Here is a 16907-nt window from a genome sequence, read left to right as displayed (position 1 = left end):
GGTTCGATTCCGGTCGAAGGCACCAAAAATAAGCGGGTTTAGCTCATCTGGTAGAGCGCCACCTTGCCAAGGTGGAGGTAGCGAGTTCGAGCCTCGTAACCCGCTCCATACAAAAATCCCTTTGTTACATCGCAAAGGGATTTTTTATTTTGTCAGGGGGAATTCCTATGAAGCTGTTCAAACAATTAACCATCGTATTCCTCATCTGCATGGCGGGTGAAGTGGTGGCGGCCTATCTGCCCTTCCCGTTCCCGGCTGCTGTGGCTGCGCTGCTGATCATGCTGGGACTGTTCATCTCCGGTGTGCTCAAGCCCCAGAGTGTCCAGGATGTGGCGGAATACCTGCTCGCAAACATGGCGTTCCTGTTTGTGCCGTCCGGCGTGGCAATCCTGGATGAGTATGCCTCCATCCAGGGCAGTGTGGTACAGCTGCTGATCATTATGGTCGTATCGCTGATTATCACCTTCACGGTCACTGCCTATACCGTCACCGGCGTCATCAAGCTCATGGAGCGTGGAAAGAAGGAGGAACGCGCATGATCAACATTATCCTGCAGAGCGCCCTGTTCGGCCTCGCCCTGACCTTCGGCGTCTATCTTCTCATGTCGGCGCTCAACCGGCGCACCGGTTCGCCGCTCCTCAACCCTGTGCTGCTCACCATCATTGCCATTGTGGCAGTGCTGCTGGTGTTCGATATTCCCCTCCAGGACTATCTGAACGGCGCCAACATCATCACCATGATGCTTACACCCACCACTGCGCTGCTGGCTTATTCCATCTATAAGCAGCTCCCCCTGCTGAAGAAATACTTCCTGCCCATCGTTCTGGGCTGCCTGGCAGGATCTGCCGCCTCCATGACCAGTGTCTATCTGCTCTGCCGCCTGATGGGGCTCAGCGATACCCTGACCTATACCATGATCCCCAAGTCGGTCACCACTCCCATCGCCATGGAACTGAGTGCCCAGCTGGGCGGTATCCCGTCGGTGACTGTGGCTGTGGTCGTGCTCACCGGTATCTTCGGCAATATCCTGGCTCCGATCCTCATCAAGGTACTGCGCATCAAGAACCGCATTGCTGCCGGTGTGGGCATCGGCTGCTGCAGCCATGCGGGCGGTACCTCCAAGGCCATGGAGATCGGCGATGTGGAAGGCGCCATGAGCGGCGTATCCATCGGCATTGCCGGTATCATCACCGTTGTGCTGGCAATGTTCGTGCCCCACTGATCCCCATAACCGCATTCAGTCAAAAACCCCCGGGTTCCCTGTTGGGAATGCCGGGGGTTTGTTATTTGCGCAGAAGGACGATGGTAATGCCGCTGTTGCCCCGGGCATAATCCGGGTCCCGGGTCAGCTCCCAGTTTTTAGCGAGAGCCTGCCGGCAGAGCTCCGAGAAGGGTCCGAATTCCTCCCCGGGGATAAATCCGAGGATCTGTCCCTCCTCCTGGAGCTGCAGGAGGGTAGTCCGGGTGTCCCGCCGGATGCTGCCGCCCACACCATGGGAACCATAGCCGTGGATCAGCTTGACCTCCCGATGACCGGAGGCCCGGGCATTTTCCAGCCCGCTGAGCAGCAGCCTGCGGGCAGTCAGGCGGTCAGGGCGTCCCTGTTCCAGATTGAGTATACGCATGGGGGCCACCTCACAGTGCCGCAAAGGCTGCGAAAATGCCCAGGAGCAGCCCGGACACCGCCGATGGAATCCAGACAGTGCCGAGGATCAGCCGCAGCAGACGGGCCAGCAGCAGATCCACAGCCAGGGCGCCGATGAGCAGGATCACGGTGTAGAAGCCGGTGAATCCGAAGGCGGGAATTGCCAGGAAGGCCAGACCCGCATAGGGCAGGAAGGGCAGCAGTTCCAGGCAGAGCCGCAGCGGAAGCGGGAATTTGCACTGATCCAGCAGCATGGCATCGTAGAGCCATCCGGCGGTGCCCAGGGCGGCGGCGATGCCGCAGAGCAGGAAGGCCGGGAGCCTGTCCAGGGAAAAGCGCAGGGTATAGAGGCCGCTGAAGTGGAGCATCATGGAGATGAGCAGCACAGCGGCAAAGGAGCCCAGCCCGGTGAGGACACGCCGGAGGTTGGGGTTGGCGGCGGAGAAGGAGAGGGAGCCGGTGACACCGGGCATTTTCCCCAGGCGGATCAGCAGCAGGGAGAAGAGCCCCAGACAGCCGAAGTAGCCGCAGAACAGAGCGGGGATAGGTGCCAGACCGGGCAGCGGGATAAAGAGGAAGATCAGGGCGGGGATCAGCAGCAGAGCCAGAGCAGGCAGACAGCTCAGCGCCTTGAGCACGGAATACCGCACCGGAGAGGTCACCTGGAGGGCGAGCAGGGAATAGCCCACATCCAGCATCTCCTCCGAAAGCAGCCGATCGAGCATCACCAGCAGGAGCAGCAGTCCGCCGATTCCCAGCGCCCAGCTTGCAAGGCGCAGCAGACTGCCGGCACCGGGATCGCCCATCCGGACGCCGGCGGAGTCCTCATACCAGTCAGATACCGCCTGAAGGGTGTCGTCTGAGAAGGTCTGGTAGGCGTCCAGGGAAGCGGATATCACCCGCAGCCGGTAGTTCCCGCTCTGGGAGGTGTAGGAGAGGCCATTGGGGGCAATCTTCTCCCCGGACAGCCGGTTGTAGATCTCAGCCAGGCGCTGGGAGGTGGGAGCCTGATCGCTGGAGGTACCCAGCAGCATCACCGGCGACTGGATGGAGAGCCCTTCCGGGTCATAGTCGCCGGAGGGGGAGAGGATCACTGTGCTGGCAATGGAATCGGAGCTGTCCAGCAGACCCAGGGCGTTTTCCCAGCTCTTGCCGTAGGTGAACAGCAGGGTCGCTGACTCCGAACGGTCCGCGAACTTCCGCACCGGCTCGAGGTCGTCGGTCTGGCGCAGGATATGAGAGGTGCCGCCGCTCTTGCGGGTCATGCGCACCAGGGGATCGAGCCGGTTCAGCGGCACCGATTCATCTGCCAGAATCACCAGGGTGTAGTCGCTGCCGCCGTCACAGGTGAGCACCGGGGTTTCGGTGCCGGGAAGGACACCGGATTTCAGCGGCGGCCGCAGGAAGATCCCCAGTCCCACCGAAACAGCCAGACAGGCCCCAGCCAGAAGCAGCAGGGCATTACGAACGGTTTTTTGCATAGAACATTCACTCCCGTGAACACATATTTTCTTGGAATTCCCCCACAGCGGGGACAGACGGTTCCGAATCCCTTTCACACTGCCGGGTCAGCCGGACAGCGGCAAAGGGCGGCTGCTCCGAAGCACCGGAACATCTCTCGGAACCGGCCTCAAAAAACAGGTATAATAACGGTTCTGTGGTTATTATATCACAAATCCCCGGATTTTCTGTTGCGGTAATATGAATAGCGGGGCGGCAGACGGGAAAAGTTTTGTTTGACAAGGGCTGAAACTGGCGATATGATTTACCTGAGAATGCGCCGTATCCCTGGAGAGAGGTGAGCGGCAGCAAATGGAGGAACTGAAAATGGTATTGACAGTTGATATTGGCAACACAAATATTGTATTGGGCGTATTTGACCAGGACGAGCTGGTCTTTACCGCCCGGGTATCCACCGACAAGAACCGCACTGCGGACGAGTATTCGGTGCTGATTCATGGCATTTTTGAGATCAACGGGTTTGACCTGTCCCGGTTCGACGGTATTATCCTGTCGTCGGTGGTGCCGCAGCTCAACTCGGTGGTGGCCTATGCGCTGGGCCGGTTCACATCGGTGCGCATCCGCACTGTGGGTCCGGGACTCCGCACCGGCTTCCGCATCCTGGCAGACGATCCCACCGAGCTGGGATCGGATATGGTCTGCAATGTGGCAGGCGCCCTCAGTGAGTTCGAAGGCCCGCTGACCATCGTGGACTTCGGTACTGCCACAACCTTTACTGTGGTCAATGCCCAGTCGGATATCTGCGGCGTCATCATTGCGCCGGGCATGCGCATCTCGGCAGAGGCGCTCACCGGCGGCACCGCTCAGCTTCCGCCCATCCCGCTGGACGGCGAGGTCAAGGTGTTCGGGCGCAACACTGTGGAATGCATGCGGTCAGGCATTGTGGGCGGCACAGCGGCGATGGTGGACGGCATGCTGGCCCGGATCGAAGAGGAACTGGGCACACCGGTGAAGCTGATCGTCACCGGAGGAATTTCGGAACTGCTGGTACCGCAGATCCGCCACGAGCTGGTGCACCGTCCCAACCTGCTGGTACAGGGATTGTACAGCCTCTACAAGCGCAACACCCGTTCGGAACGGTAAAAATGAATCCTTTTTGAAATTGTCTGAAGGCACATCCTGCAAGAACGAAGAATTCCGGCAGGGTGTGCCTTTTCGCATCCTGTACAAAACCAGGGGAGAAAATTCATGCGGAACGGCGGAAATGTATTTGATATAAATACATTTGTATGCAAATTTTGAACATTTCAAGTTGAAATAACTGGTTTCTGTTTGTGAATAACTGATAAATTCATCATTGTGACAAAGAAATTTCATATTTTCGCTTGCAAAAGTGCGGGAGATGAACTATAATCAATTTTAACATTTCGCCACAGTAAAAATTCAAAAATGCGGCGGAAAATTTTATAAGGAGATGAGTAAGATGTCGCTAAGCGCAATCATGAACAGCACCACTCTGTACATAGCGGTAATCGTCGGCCTGCTGCTGATCTTCCTGCTCTGTGCAGTGATGCTCAAAATGGCCTGGGGAAGATGTATTGAGTTGGGTATTTCCCAGGAAAAGATTAAGGGTGTCATCAAGTCATCCGTCATCTTCTCGATTGTTCCGTCGCTTTCTATTGTGATCGGCCTGTTTTCTCTGGCTGCCGTTCTGGGTGTGCCGTGGCCCTGGTTCCGTCTGTCGGTTGTAGGTTCTGTCAGCTATGAGCTGATGGCTGCCGATATGGTGGCCACCGGTGCCGGCTATGAGTCCATCGGCGCTCTGGCAGCCGCCAACGATGCTTCGCAGGCGGGCGCGATTATGTTCGTAATGAGTATCGGTATCATGTTCGGTATCGTAACCTGTACCTTCTTCGGCAAGAAGATCCAGACCAGTATGACCAGCTTCCGTGAAAAGAACGGTGCCTGGGGTGCTCTGGCTACTGGATGCTTCACTCTGGCACTGATGGTTGTATTCCTGCCTGTACAGGTATTCAAGGGCCCCATCTATATGCTGACCCTGGCTGTATCCGCTCTGGTTACATATCTGCACGGCGTTATTATCAAAAAGACCGGCTGGACCTGGCTTTCCAACTTTGTGCTGGCGGATTCGCTGGTACTGGCAATGGTTGCCTCGGTATTCTTTGCCAATCTGCTTGCGTAAGGGGGTAAGTTGACGATGAAAGATATGAAGTATTCGGATAAAATCCATCTGGTCGGACGGGCCGGTTCGGTTATGTCGCTCTGCATTATGCTGGGAATCCCCGCTCTGATCTGCGCGGTCTATGATATCTGGCCCACCATTGGTGAAGTCGTATCCATCGGTTCCGGTCTGCTGGCAATCTTTGTGCCCACTGCCATTTCGGAAGTATTCAGCTATACTCCCATCCTTGGCTCGGCCTGCTATATCGCCTTCATCACCGGCAACGTTCTGAACCTCAAGCTCCCCTGCGCTGTTTCCGCAATGGAACTGGCGGATGTGGCCCAGGGTTCGGAGGAAGGCGACGCCATTTCCACCGTTGCCATCGCAGCTTCTTCCATGCTCACCATGGTGGTAATTGCACTGGGCGTTGTACTGCTGGTTCCCCTGCAGCCCATTCTGCAGCAGCCCGCTGTACAGACTGCCACCACCTATATGCTCCCGGCGCTGTTCGGCAGCATGTTCTTCGGCATGATCACCAGCAAGAGCGCCGGTGAGTATATCATCCATGGCAAGCTCAAGGCTGTGGTTCTGCCGCTGATCGTGATTGTTCTGGTAAACTTCTTCGTAACCCCCATCTCGGGCAAGGAAGGCTATGCTATGCTGGGTGCCATCCCGCTGACCATCCTGTGCGCTTATGTTCTGTACAAGAAGGGCGCCATCAAGGTGGAGCTTGCCAAGAAGAAGGAAGTACAGCCTGTGGCTCCCACCGCTGATGGAGATATGATCCACGGCGATGATGTCCAGGAAGACCTGTAATCCCCAAATCCCATACCTTTTGAAAAAAAACAGCACCGGAATATTCCGGTGCTGTTTTTCTATATGGTCATGTGGGTCATGGAGGGAATTTCCTGGGAATCGGGCTGGCGGGCGGCCTGTACCGCGCAGTATTTGTACAGGGCTACAAACCGGCCCCGGGCTCCTGGCTTCCAGGGCTTGAGCCGTCCGCAGAAGTGCAGAATGGCGGTGTGCTGCATCACCCAGTCCATATCCTTTTCCCCGGCACTGAGCAGACGATAGGCGTCATACTGGCGGGCATCGTAGTTGTAGAGGGTGTCGTCCAGCGGAAGAATCCGGGAGCCATACAGGGCGTTGAGAATATCCTGGTCCGGGAGGATCAGCTCATTGGCATGTTCCCGGGTCCAGGCGAAGATTTCAGCGGGGTCCAGTTCCCGGCGCTGGGCTGCCAGATCCATCACCAGCACGCCGGAATTGAAGTACCCGGCGTCGTCATCGCTGTGCAGGCGCACCCGGTTGACCGGCGCCGAGATCTGTGCCAGGCCGGAATGGATGGCTGCCGCGAACAGATTCCCCTCAAGGGGGAGATCCAGCAGCGGGGAAACGGGGTTGAGGATCAGAATATCCGGGTCAAGGTAGAGCACCTTGTCCACCGAATCCGGCAGGATGCGGCTGGCAAGCAGACGGTAGTACATGGCCTTGGTATAGTGGCGGAACACCGGAGCGTCCGCAAAGAGCTCCTCGCCGGCCTCACAGGGGCAGAAGTCCCAGCCGAAGCCATCGCAGTAGGAGCGGACAGTTTCCAGGGCATCGGGGTGCATGCGGGAATGGATCAGCCATAGGGTGACAGGGGTATCCGGTTCTGCCTGGTGCAGGGACCAGAGCATAGTGCGGAGCGGGTCGAGATAGTTTTCATCCAATGTGACGAGGATATTCATAAAACGGGATTCTCCTTTATTTTGGAAATAACTGCTATGCAGCATTTTAAGGCAGAAAAGGGGAGCCTTCAAGCAGCATTTTGGAAATGTTCTTTTAAGAGTTTCGGCGATTTATGAATAGTTTTTGAATTCACGGGGAAGTTATGCAGAATCCCTGCGGCGGAAAAAGGCGGTGAGCGGCTGTTTTTGGGCAAAATAAATATCCCCCGGCAGCAGCCAGGGGATACCGATACTTATTTAATATGGAGGATTATTCCTGAGCCGCCAGAAGCTCATCCACCATCTCGGTGAGAGCGTCCAGGTCACGGGTGCCCTCTACGATCTTCAGGATCTTGCCCTCACTGTCCAGGAACAGGGTAGTGGGGGTACCGGTGATGTCGTAGAGCAGGCTGTCGTCCAGTACGGTGTCGGGCAGCAGGTTTACATAGGTGACGCCGGTTGCGGACAGGATCTCCTTGGCTTCTGCCTTCTTCTCCTCATCGTCAAAGACATCGGCTACCAGGCCGACTACCTGCACGCCCCTGTCCTTGTAGTTCTGGGACAGGGTTTCCAGGTCGGGCATCTCGTTGACGCAGGGGGTGCAGTAGGTTGCCCAGACATTGAGCACGGTCAGCTTGGCTTCGGACAGGATCGAGCTGTCCACGGCATTGCCGTCCAGGTCGGTGGTGGAGAAGCCGGTGATCACTGCGCCTTCCTCCACGCCCTGGGCAGTGCTCTCAATGGGGGTGTACAGCACCAGATTGGAAGCCAGTTCGGGCAGGGAGTCCTTCATGGCCTGCAGGTCGGCGGCGTCCTCTTCGCTGAGGCTCTCGGGAGAGAGGTTGTCATTGCTCAGATAGAAGCTGTTTCCGCCCAGCTCTCCGATGAGCTCATTGTTCTCAAATCCGGTGCAGTCCGCCAGGTTGTTTTCACCCAGGGTATCTGCCTTGATGCTGGTGATGGCACACAGGTTGCCCGCCTGTTCCGACAGAGTCAGGTATTCCTCTTCGCTCATGGCCTCGCCGGTGCTCTGGAGTTCCAGGACCCGGTCATACACTGCGCCGCTCTGATAGAGGAACAGCACCTGTCCATTGACAGTGACGCCCTCCGGGGCAGCAGGGCTGTTGGCGGTGGGGAAGACCTGTTCGCCCAGACGGTCATAGATGGCGTCGGGCAGTTCCACTGCCATGCCCAGATAGTCCACAACGATGGCGTGATCGGAGATGTCCTCGGGTTTTTCCACGATGGTCTCCTGGGGTTCAGAATTGCAGGCAGCCAGCGAGAGCATCAGGGCACAGCTGGTCAGGACAGCAAAGGCTTTTTTGAGAATGGTCATAGATTTTAGTTGCTCCTATTTGTTCTTGGTGTAGAAAATGCCGATGGAATCCGGGCCCGACTGTGTGGACATGGTTCCCAGCATGGGGTAGATATAGTACTTGAGGTTGTGATACCGCTCGCGGATCTTTTCCACGATTGCCATGGCCTTTTCCGGACAGCCGGCATGGCTGACATACAGTTCCGAATCCGGAGTGCAGTCCTCCCAGAAGAAGTGAGCCAGCTTGGAAAGGCCGTTCTGATAGCCCATGGCGTTGGCGGGAATGGAACCCTCGCCATTCTTGATGGCAACAATGGGCTTGATGCGCAGCTTGGAAGCGATACCGCCCTTGAGCGGGGAAACACGACCGCCCTTGATGAGGAATTCCAGGTTGTCGATGAGGTAATAGGTGCGCACCTTTTCCCGGACCGCATAGAGCTCATCGAGGATAGTGCGGATGCCAGCGCCGGCCTCCAGCAGATGGTTTGCCAGGCGCAGCTCCATCACCATGTTGAGCGAACAGCTCCAGGAATCCACCACATGGATCTGCATTGCAGATTCGGGATGGCGCTCCTTGAACATTTCACTGGCAAGCACAGCACTGTTGTAGGTGCCGGAACCATGTACCGACATGGTGATGCAGATGATGTGGTCATACCCTTCGTCAGCGAAGCGCTCATACCGGGTGAGAAAATCCTCGGGGCTGGGCTGGGAAGTGGTAGGGATCTCCTTGCAGGTTTTCAGGTATTCACTGTACTCCTGAATGTTGAAATCATGATAATCCAGAACCGGGACTCCATCAATTACCCGGTAAAGGGGAACGACCTCGGCATCCAGCGCGTCAGCTACTTCGGGAGGGATATCGGAACCGGAGTCGATCATAAATTTAATGCGATCCATAACTCAATCCTCACTTATTATATTTTTACCTACATCATAGCATTTATTGCGGGGGTTTACAATGTAAAATCCGGTGAATCCGTCCGTGAAATGCCGGGGGTGTCATATTTTGGGGATTTTTGTCCGGTACAGGCAACACATTGTTTGAGAGTTACACACAGAATTGTCATAAATATTATCTATATTCACTAAAAATGTCCGAGGAAATCCTCTGTAAAAGCAATGGATTGTATAATTTTTTTGTGTTACAATCTATATGAAATGGAAAAGCGGCTCCCTGGAAAATCCAAAGCCGTATCGGGACTCCTTTTAGAATCAAACCCCTGTCCCCGGGGACAGAACGAATTACGAAAGGAATGTGACAGCTATGAAACTGACCGAACTTGAACGCATCCATGTAGGCTATCTGGATACACCTCTGGAGTATATGCCCAATCTGACCAAGGAACTGGGCAAGGGCAAACTGTATGTCAAGCGGGACGATATGACCGGCCTGGCTTTCGGCGGCAACAAGGCCAGAAAGCTGGACTATCTGGTGAAGGACGCTCTGGATCACGGCTATAATGCCCTGATGACCTTCGGCGGTGTCCAGACCAACCACGGTCGTATGACCGTAGCTGCGGCAGTCCGTTACAATATGAAGCCCATCCTGGTGCTGACCGGTCCGAAGCCGGATTACTGCTCGGGCAACCTGATCCTCGACCGCATGATGGGCGCGGATGTGCACTTCATCGATACCACCGCCTATGCCGACCTGCCTGAGCCGGAAAAGAGCGAAAAGACCGCCGCCTTCCTGGCCCAGGAGACAGAGAAGATCGTGGCTGAATATGAAAAGCAGGGCATCCATCCTTATAATGTACCGGTGGGCGGAAGCAGCCTGGTGGGTGCAGCCGGTTATATCAACGCCATCCCCGAGATTATGAAGCAGATGAAGGAACAGGGCATTGAGGCCAAGTATCTGGTCTGCGGCTACGGCTCGATGGGTACCTTCGGCGGTCTGCTGGCTGGCGCCAAGTACTTCAAGGCTCCCTTTGAGGTGATCGGTATCCCGGTAAGCCCCGCTTACCGCAGCCCCGAACAGGTTGCCGAGTTCATCGACAAGCTGTCCGCGGAATATGAGCTGGGCATCCATGTTACACCCGAGGAAGTGCGCATTGAAACCGGCACTCCCGAAGAGCCCTACTATGGCATCGCCTACAATGTGCCCGATCCCGTGACCCAGCAGTACATGGCTCTGCTGGCCCGCACCGAAGGCCTGTTCACCGACCCCTGCTACACCGGCAAGATCTTCCATGGCTTTGTGGATCTGGTGCGCAGCGGCAAGATCCCTGAGGGCGAAAATGCCATCTTCCTGCACTCGGGCGGTACACCGGCAATCTGGAGCAAGGAGCATCTGGATGCGGCTCAGGAGATCTTCTATGACGGCGAAGGCCTGTTCGTACACAAGGCATAAGACGCTGAAATTTCCCGGAACTCTCTCTCCGGCCAATAAAAAATATGGGACCCGTTTTTCGGGTCCCATATTTTTTGCGTTTTCAGCCCCGGCGGCGGGAATACCGGCGGATTTGGCGCAGGACTTCCGGAATCTTGCATTCCGCACAGGCCGGGGCCGGGGAGTGCCCAGCTGAAAGTTTTCCTTCGTATGAAGCCGGGACGGATTTCCATGCAGAACTACTCCTCCATCAGTTTGGCCTGATATTCCCGGGAAAGGGCCATCATCTGGCGGATCAGCCGCTCATAGTAGCCTGCCAGGGCGGGATCACTGAGCCGGGCGGTGTTCTTTGCCACCACAGCCTCCTCCCGGGAGGCGTCCAGGATGGGGAGCCCGGCTGCCTTCTTCACTGCCATGACCTCCGCCACCACCTGCATCCGCTCCTCGAAAAGCTGTACCATCTGCTGATCGATCCGATCGATCTCCACCCGGAGTTCCTCCAGTGTACGCATATAAAAATCCTCCTTATTCTGTGAATCACCCGAGCTGTCCCCATCCGGGGAGGCTCTGTCCCTGTTCTGATGCCCGGCAGTCCGGTTCGACGGTGTCTGCCAGGGGCCGCCGGCAGGGCAGCGGTCGGGTTCTCTCCTATGGGCCGCTTTGCGGTCATTATAGCATATTTCAGCAGACTTCGGAACAGCATTCCACAGGTTTATGCAGGTGTCCGGTGAATTTCCTGCACGATTTTGGGAAATTTGCAATTATTGTATTGATTTTTGACGGGGGATATATTATCATCAAGATGAATTATTGTGACACGGATTTTGCAAAACCGGTCAAAAATATAGAAAGTGATGAAAAGGAGGGATCACTGTGGCAAAGGATCTGCTGCACAGCATCTCAGAGGGGATGTCTGGGTTTTCAAAGGGACAGAAGCTCATTGCCCGGTACATCATCGAAAATTACGACAAGGCCGCCTTTATGACCGCTTCCAAGCTGGGCAATACTGTGGGAGTGAGTGAATCCACCGTCGTGCGCTTTGCCACCGAGGTTGGGTTCGAGGGCTATCCGCAGCTGCAGCGGGCCCTGCAGGAACTGATCCGCAACCGTCTGACCGCGGTGCAGCGCATGGAAGTCACCAGCGAGCAGATGGGCGAGCATGACATTCTCTCCAAGGTGCTGACCATGGACATCGAAAAGATCCGCCGCACCCTGGAGGAACAGTCCAACGAGGGCTTTGAAGCCGCGGCAGACAGCATTATCGCCGCCAAGAACATCTATATCCTGGGCATCCGTTCCTCGGCAGCCCTGGCACAGTTCATGAGCTTCTACTTCAATCAGATCTTCCCGAATGTGCGCCTGGTGACCGGTTCCAGTGCCAGTGAGATGTTCGAACAGATCTTCCGGGTGGGCAAGGACGATGTCTTTATCGGTATCAGCTTCCCCCGGTATTCCAAGCGCACTGTCAAGGCCATCGATTATGCCAAGGAGCGTGGGGCAACGGTTATCGCCATCACCGACTCCGCCGGTTCGCCGCTGGCTGCCAAGTGCGACCATCTGCTGCTGGCCCGGAGCGATATGGCTTCCTTTGTGGATTCGCTGGTGGCGCCGCTGAGCCTGATCAATGCGCTCATTGTGGCAGTGGGTATGCGCCGTCAGAAGGAAGTGGGCGAAACCTATGCCCAGCTGGAGAAGATCTGGGACGAATACGATGTATATGAAAAGAATGAGGAGAATATCGTCTGATGAAACGGGAATATGACCTGGTGGTGATCGGCGCCGGAGCCGCGGGAATGCTCTGCGCGGGTACAGCGGCGGAAGAGGGACTTTTGGTGCTGCTGCTGGAGAAGAATCACAAAGTGGGCCGCAAGCTGCTCATCACCGGAAAAGGCCGCTGCAATGTCACCAACAACTGTGATGAGGACTCCTTCCTCAAGGCGGTGCGGCGCAATCCCCGGTTCCTGTACAGTGCCATCAACCGGTTCAGTACAGCGGACACTATGGCGTTTTTTGAAGGACTCGGCGTCCCGCTCAAGACTGAGCGTGGAAACCGGGTCTTTCCGGTGAGTGACCGGGCAGCGGATATAGTCGATGCGTTGCACCGGTATGTAAAGCGCAGCGGCGCCGAACTCCGGGAGGGGGAGGCAAAAGAGCTGCTCCTTGACGAAACCGGGGTCCGGGGTGTAATCTGTAAGGATGGAAGCGAAATTTATGCCCGCCGGGTGGCTGTGGCAACCGGCGGCGTGAGCTATCCCCAGACCGGCTCCACCGGCGATGGATACCGGTTTGCAAAGCAGGCGGGGCATACCGTTGTGCCGGCAGTGCCGTCGCTGGTGCCCATTGTCACCCGGGAGGACTACTGCCGGGAGATGATGGGGCTTTCGCTGCGCAATGTGACGCTGACCGTCCGCAGAGCCGGCAAGAAGAAGCCGGTCTTTTCCGAGCTGGGTGAGATGCTGTTCACCCACTTCGGCGTATCAGGACCGCTGGTGCTCAGCGCGTCCAGCCACATGACCGGCGATCTCGGGGAATACTCCATGGAGATCGACCTCAAGCCCGGGCTTACAGTCCAGCAGCTGGATGCCCGTCTGCTCCGGGACTTTGAGAAGTTCATCAACAAGGACTTTTCCAATGCCCTGGACGAGCTGCTCCCCCGGAAGCTGATCCCGGTGGCAGTGCGGCTTTCGGGCATTGCGCCGGATACCAAGGTCAACCAGATCACCCGGGAGGAACGGGAAAAGCTGATTTCGGTCATCAAGGTATTTCCGGTGACACCGGTGCGGTTCCGTCCGGTGGAGGAGGCCATTGTCACTTCCGGCGGCGTGAAAGTCAGCGAAGTGGACCCGCATACCATGGAGTCCCGGCTGGTTCCGGGGCTGTACTTTATCGGGGAAGTGCTGGATCTGGACGCCTATACCGGCGGCTACAACCTTCAGATCGCCTTTTCCACCGCCCGCCTGGCAGCACAGTCCATGGCAGAGGGCGAGATGACACAATGGGAAGGATAGAAAAACTATGACTGCGATTGCAATCGACGGCCCGGCAGGAGCCGGAAAAAGCACCATTGCCCGGGCACTGGCCCGGAAGCTGGGCTATATCTATGTGGACACCGGAGCGCTGTACCGTTCCATCGGACTCTACTGCACCGAGGCAGGGGTTCCGCTGGAGGACAAGGCCGCGGTGACTGCCGCCCTGGAGCAGATCCGGGTGGAGCTGCGGTATGTGGACGGTGTGCAGCGGGTGCTGCTCAACGGACGGGATGTGTCGGAGGAGATCCGCCGCCCCGAAATCTCGCTGGCGGCGTCCAGTGTATCGGCGATGGATACGGTGCGGGCATTCCTGTTCGATCTCCAGCGCAATATGGCTCTGGAGCATGATGTGGTGATGGACGGCCGGGACATCGGCACCGTTGTGCTGCCCGATGCCCAGGTGAAGATCTATCTCACCGCGTCGGCAGAGGAGCGTACCCGCCGGCGGATGGCGGAGTATGAGGCCAAGGGACTGCACGCGGACTTTGAAGAGCTGCTCCGGGAGGTCAATCTCCGGGACGAGCAGGACAAGAACCGGGCGGTGGCGCCGCTGCGCAAGGCAGAGGACGCCGTGGAACTGGACAGCACCTGCATGAACGCGGAAGAAGTGCTTGCCGCCATTGAAACCATCGTCAAGGAGAGAAACGCATAATGTGGCTGTACTATTTTGCAAAGGCCATCTGTATGATCGCCTTCAACATCTGGTATAAACTGGATTATCATGGACTGGAGAATATCCCGTCCGGCGGCGGCTATATCCTGATGAGCAACCACCGCTCGATGATCGACCCGATTATCCTGGCGGAAAAGGCGCATGGTCAGGTGCGGTATATGGGTAAGATGGAATTGTTCCGAAACCCCATTCTGGGCTGGGCGCTGCGTACCATCGGCACCTTCCCGGTGGACCGGGGCGCCGGCGACACCTCCGCCATCGACAACTCCCGCAAGGTCATTGAGGAGGGGGATATTCTGGGCATTTTCCCGGAAGGACACCGCTCCAAGACCGGCGAGCCGCTGCGTCCCAAGTCGGGCGTGGCGCTGGTGGCACGGCTCACCGAAGCGCCGGTGCTGCCCTGCTCGGTGTACTGGGAGGGCAAGCTGGGCTTCCGCCGGAAGATCGTGATCCGGTACGGCGAGCTGATCCCTTACGAGGCCATGGGACTCACCGAGTCCTCCTCGGCCCGGGAGCTGCGCAATGCCACTCAGCTGCTGTTCGGCAAGGTGCTTGAGAGCATTGAGGTGAGCAAGAATGAGTATTGAGGTAGCCAAGACTGCCGGGTTCTGTTTTGGAGTGAACCGGGCGGTCCAGATGGTCTATGATCTGATTGAGGCCGGGGAATCCATCTGCACCCTGGGGCCGATTATCCACAATCCCCAGCTGGTGGAGGAACTGGCGGAAAAGGGGGTGGAGGCCATTGCTTCCCCGGAGGAGGCAGCCGGGCGCAAGGTGGTGATCCGTTCCCATGGCGTAGCCCAGAGCGTCTATGATGAGATCGCTGCCCTGGGGCTTTCCTGTGTGGATGCCACCTGTCCGTTTGTGGCGAAGATCCATCAGATCGTAGCCCAGGATTATGGCCCTGAGGGCCTGGTGCTCATAGCGGGAGATGTGTCCCATCCGGAGGTTCAAGCCATTTACGGGCACTGCAAAGGCGACTATGCTGTGATTGCAGATGCCGCAGAATTGGTGGAATTTATGGAAAAACACCCAAATTTACCTAAAAAACGGGTGATTTTGGTGGCGCAAACTACCCTCAATGTAAAAGAATGGGCAAACATCGTAAAAAGCCTAAAAAAAGTGTGTACAAACGCCGAGATTTTTGATACAATATGTAGTGCGACGATGCGTAGGCAGCAGGAGGCCGAGAGCCTTGCTGCCAAAGTGGACCGCATGATTGTGGTCGGCGGGCGTCACAGCTCCAATACGGGCAAACTCTTCGACATCTGTTCCAGGCACTGTCCCACTGTCTGGGTGGAAACAGCAGCGGAACTGCGTGCGGAAGATTTTGCCGGTGTGGATACTCTCGGCATTACGGCAGGAGCTTCAACTCCGGCCCGCATAATTAAGGAGGTACAAAAAACCATGAGTGACATTCTGACTGATGATCTCAGCTTTGAGGAAATGCTCAATCTTTCCTTCAAAAGTACATATACAGGGGAGAAGGTAACCGGCGTCGTTACAAGCGTTGCACCGAACGAAGTAGCAGTCGATATCGGCACCAAGCATGCCGGCTACATTCCGCTGTCCGAGCTGACAGACGATCCGGCTGCCAAGGCCACCGACCTGGTACAGAAGGGCGACAAGCTGGACCTGATTGTCCTGCGCGTCAACGATGTGGAAGGCACTGTAATGCTTTCCAAGAAGCGTCTCGATGCCATTGCCGGCTTCGAGAAGATTGCTGAAGCCTGTGAGAGCGGCGAGGTTCTGGAAGGCGTTGTAACCGAAGTGGTTCGCGGCGGTGTTCTGGTTCTCACCAATGGCGTGAAGGTATTCATTCCCGCTTCTCAGGCTACCCGTTCCAGAAACGATAATCTCGAGGATCTGCTCAAGCAGCCCGTTCGCTTCAAGATCCTGGAATACAACCGTCAGAGAAGAAGAGCTGTCGGCTCCATCCGTGCCGTTCTCAAGGATGAGAAGAAGGCCCTGGAGAATCAGTTCTGGGAGAGCGTTGAGGTTGGCAAGGTATACCACGGCAAGGTTAAGAGCCTGACCGATTACGGTGCCTTTGTTGATCTGGGCGGCGTTGACGGCATGATCCACATCTCCGAGCTGTCCTGGAGCAAGATCAAGCATCCCTCTCAGGTTGTCAGCGTTGGCGACGAAGTAGAGGTTTATGTCAAGGACATCGATCCTGAGAAGAAGAAGATTTCTCTGGGTTACAAGAAGGCTGAGGACAATCCGTGGGAGATCCTCAAGAAGAACTACGAGGTTGGTTCTGTTGTTGAGGCCAAGATCGTGTCTCTCACCCAGTTCGGCGCCTTTGCTCAGATCATTCCCGGTGTGGACGGCCTGATCCACATCAGCCAGATCTCCAACGAGCGCATCAACAAGCCTTCGGATGTTCTGAAGGTTGGCGATGTTGTCAAGGTAAAGATTACCGAGATCGACTTCGACAAGAAGCGTATCAGCCTGTCCATCAAGGCTCTGCTGAATGATGAGGCTGAGGAGGCTGCTGACGCTGAATAAGCGCCTGCGGGTCTGAATCCCTTATATGAAACAAGACGGAACAGTCC

Annotated in this window: 17 protein-coding genes and 1 tRNA gene; 12 read left to right on the top strand and 6 right to left on the bottom strand. The window is 56.5% G+C overall.

Going from position 1 to position 16907, the window contains the following annotated elements:
• Positions 1-32: 32 nt before the first annotated feature.
• The 3 genes from H9X81_RS07460 (at position 33) to H9X81_RS07450 (ending at position 1222) form a co-directional block, all read left to right on the top strand.
• Positions 33-108 (top strand) — tRNA-Gly (locus H9X81_RS07460).
• A gap of 59 nt (positions 109-167) precedes the next feature.
• The gene (locus H9X81_RS07455; protein ID WP_204720963.1) at positions 168-539 is read left to right on the top strand and encodes a CidA/LrgA family protein; all 372 of its coding nucleotides are present in this window, start codon (positions 168-170) and stop codon (positions 537-539) included.
• Positions 536-1222, top strand: a complete 687-nt coding sequence (locus H9X81_RS07450; protein ID WP_204720961.1) for an LrgB family protein — start codon at positions 536-538, stop codon at positions 1220-1222. Before H9X81_RS07455 ends, H9X81_RS07450 begins: the two co-directional genes overlap by 4 nt.
• 61 nt (positions 1223-1283) lie before the next feature.
• Here the strand turns inward: H9X81_RS07450 and H9X81_RS07445 are convergent, their stop codons facing one another.
• Together H9X81_RS07445 and H9X81_RS07440 are read right to left on the bottom strand one after the other, a co-directional pair.
• Positions 1284-1625 carry a Smr/MutS family protein gene (locus H9X81_RS07445; protein ID WP_177502323.1) on the bottom strand — a complete coding sequence of 114 codons (342 nt, stop codon included), beginning with the start codon at positions 1623-1625 and terminating at the stop codon, positions 1284-1286.
• Positions 1626-1635: 10 nt separating this feature from the next.
• Positions 1636-3126 carry a hypothetical protein gene (locus H9X81_RS07440; RefSeq protein ID WP_204720959.1) on the bottom strand — a complete coding sequence of 497 codons (1491 nt, stop codon included), beginning with the start codon at positions 3124-3126 and terminating at the stop codon, positions 1636-1638.
• A 331-nt stretch (positions 3127-3457) separates the two neighbouring features.
• Here H9X81_RS07440 and H9X81_RS07435 point away from each other — a divergent pair, with 331 nt between their 5' ends.
• The 3 genes from H9X81_RS07435 to H9X81_RS07425 all read left to right on the top strand — a co-directional run bounded on the left by H9X81_RS07435 (position 3458) and on the right by H9X81_RS07425 (position 6104).
• Positions 3458-4249 (top strand): type III pantothenate kinase, encoded by a 792-nt coding sequence (locus tag H9X81_RS07435; protein WP_204720957.1) that lies wholly within the window; start codon positions 3458-3460, stop codon positions 4247-4249.
• Positions 4250-4589: 340 nt separating this feature from the next.
• Positions 4590-5309: a DUF5058 family protein gene (locus H9X81_RS07430; RefSeq protein ID WP_177502326.1), complete on the top strand. Its 720-nt coding sequence runs from the start codon at positions 4590-4592 to the stop codon at positions 5307-5309.
• 15 nt (positions 5310-5324) lie between these two features.
• On the top strand, positions 5325-6104 hold the full coding sequence (locus H9X81_RS07425; protein ID WP_191391839.1) for a hypothetical protein: 780 nt from the start codon (positions 5325-5327) through the stop codon (positions 6102-6104).
• Between the two features lie 59 nt (positions 6105-6163).
• Here H9X81_RS07425 and H9X81_RS07420 read toward each other — a convergent pair whose 3' ends face one another.
• From H9X81_RS07420 to H9X81_RS07410, 3 genes are all read right to left on the bottom strand, one after another.
• Positions 6164-7021, bottom strand: coding sequence for a glycosyltransferase family 8 protein (locus H9X81_RS07420; protein ID WP_204720955.1), 858 nt, complete (start codon positions 7019-7021; stop codon positions 6164-6166).
• A 250-nt stretch (positions 7022-7271) separates the two neighbouring features.
• Positions 7272-8336 (bottom strand): TlpA family protein disulfide reductase, encoded by a 1065-nt coding sequence (locus H9X81_RS07415; protein WP_191391841.1) that lies wholly within the window; start codon positions 8334-8336, stop codon positions 7272-7274.
• A gap of 15 nt (positions 8337-8351) precedes the next feature.
• Complete coding sequence (locus tag H9X81_RS07410; protein WP_204720953.1) at positions 8352-9215, bottom strand: DegV family protein; 864 nt, start codon at positions 9213-9215, stop codon at positions 8352-8354.
• A gap of 367 nt (positions 9216-9582) precedes the next feature.
• Here H9X81_RS07410 and H9X81_RS07405 point away from each other — a divergent pair, with 367 nt between their 5' ends.
• Positions 9583-10668, top strand: a complete 1086-nt coding sequence (locus tag H9X81_RS07405) for a 1-aminocyclopropane-1-carboxylate deaminase/D-cysteine desulfhydrase (protein ID WP_177502331.1) — start codon at positions 9583-9585, stop codon at positions 10666-10668.
• A gap of 218 nt (positions 10669-10886) precedes the next feature.
• Here H9X81_RS07405 and H9X81_RS07400 read toward each other — a convergent pair whose 3' ends face one another.
• A complete protein-coding gene (locus tag H9X81_RS07400) occupies positions 10887-11159 on the bottom strand; it encodes a chorismate mutase (RefSeq protein ID WP_177502332.1) in 273 nt (90 codons plus the stop codon).
• 361 nt (positions 11160-11520) lie between these two features.
• On the opposite strand from H9X81_RS07400, the gene H9X81_RS07395 reads away from it, so the two are divergent.
• The 5 genes from H9X81_RS07395 to H9X81_RS07375 are packed head-to-tail and all read left to right on the top strand — an operon-like array spanning position 11521 to position 16860.
• A complete protein-coding gene (locus tag H9X81_RS07395; RefSeq protein ID WP_177502333.1) occupies positions 11521-12393 on the top strand; it encodes an SIS domain-containing protein in 873 nt (290 codons plus the stop codon).
• Complete coding sequence (locus tag H9X81_RS07390) at positions 12393-13655, top strand: NAD(P)/FAD-dependent oxidoreductase (RefSeq protein WP_204720951.1); 1263 nt, start codon at positions 12393-12395, stop codon at positions 13653-13655. Before H9X81_RS07395 ends, H9X81_RS07390 begins: the two co-directional genes overlap by 1 nt.
• Positions 13656-13662: 7 nt before the next feature.
• On the top strand, positions 13663-14328 hold the full coding sequence (cmk, locus tag H9X81_RS07385; RefSeq protein ID WP_204720949.1) for a (d)CMP kinase: 666 nt from the start codon (positions 13663-13665) through the stop codon (positions 14326-14328).
• Complete coding sequence (locus H9X81_RS07380; protein WP_177502471.1) at positions 14328-14936, top strand: lysophospholipid acyltransferase family protein; 609 nt, start codon at positions 14328-14330, stop codon at positions 14934-14936. Before cmk ends, H9X81_RS07380 begins: the two co-directional genes overlap by 1 nt.
• Complete coding sequence (locus H9X81_RS07375) at positions 14926-16860, top strand: bifunctional 4-hydroxy-3-methylbut-2-enyl diphosphate reductase/30S ribosomal protein S1 (RefSeq protein WP_204720947.1); 1935 nt, start codon at positions 14926-14928, stop codon at positions 16858-16860. The genes H9X81_RS07380 and H9X81_RS07375 overlap by 11 nt, the downstream gene beginning before the upstream one ends.
• Positions 16861-16907: the final 47 nt, after the last annotated feature.

Source organism: Hydrogenoanaerobacterium saccharovorans (assembly GCF_016901815.1).
GTDB classification, from domain to species: domain Bacteria; phylum Bacillota; class Clostridia; order Oscillospirales; family Ruminococcaceae; genus Avimicrobium; species Avimicrobium caecorum.
This window is presented reverse-complemented; position numbering and strand designations above follow the sequence as displayed.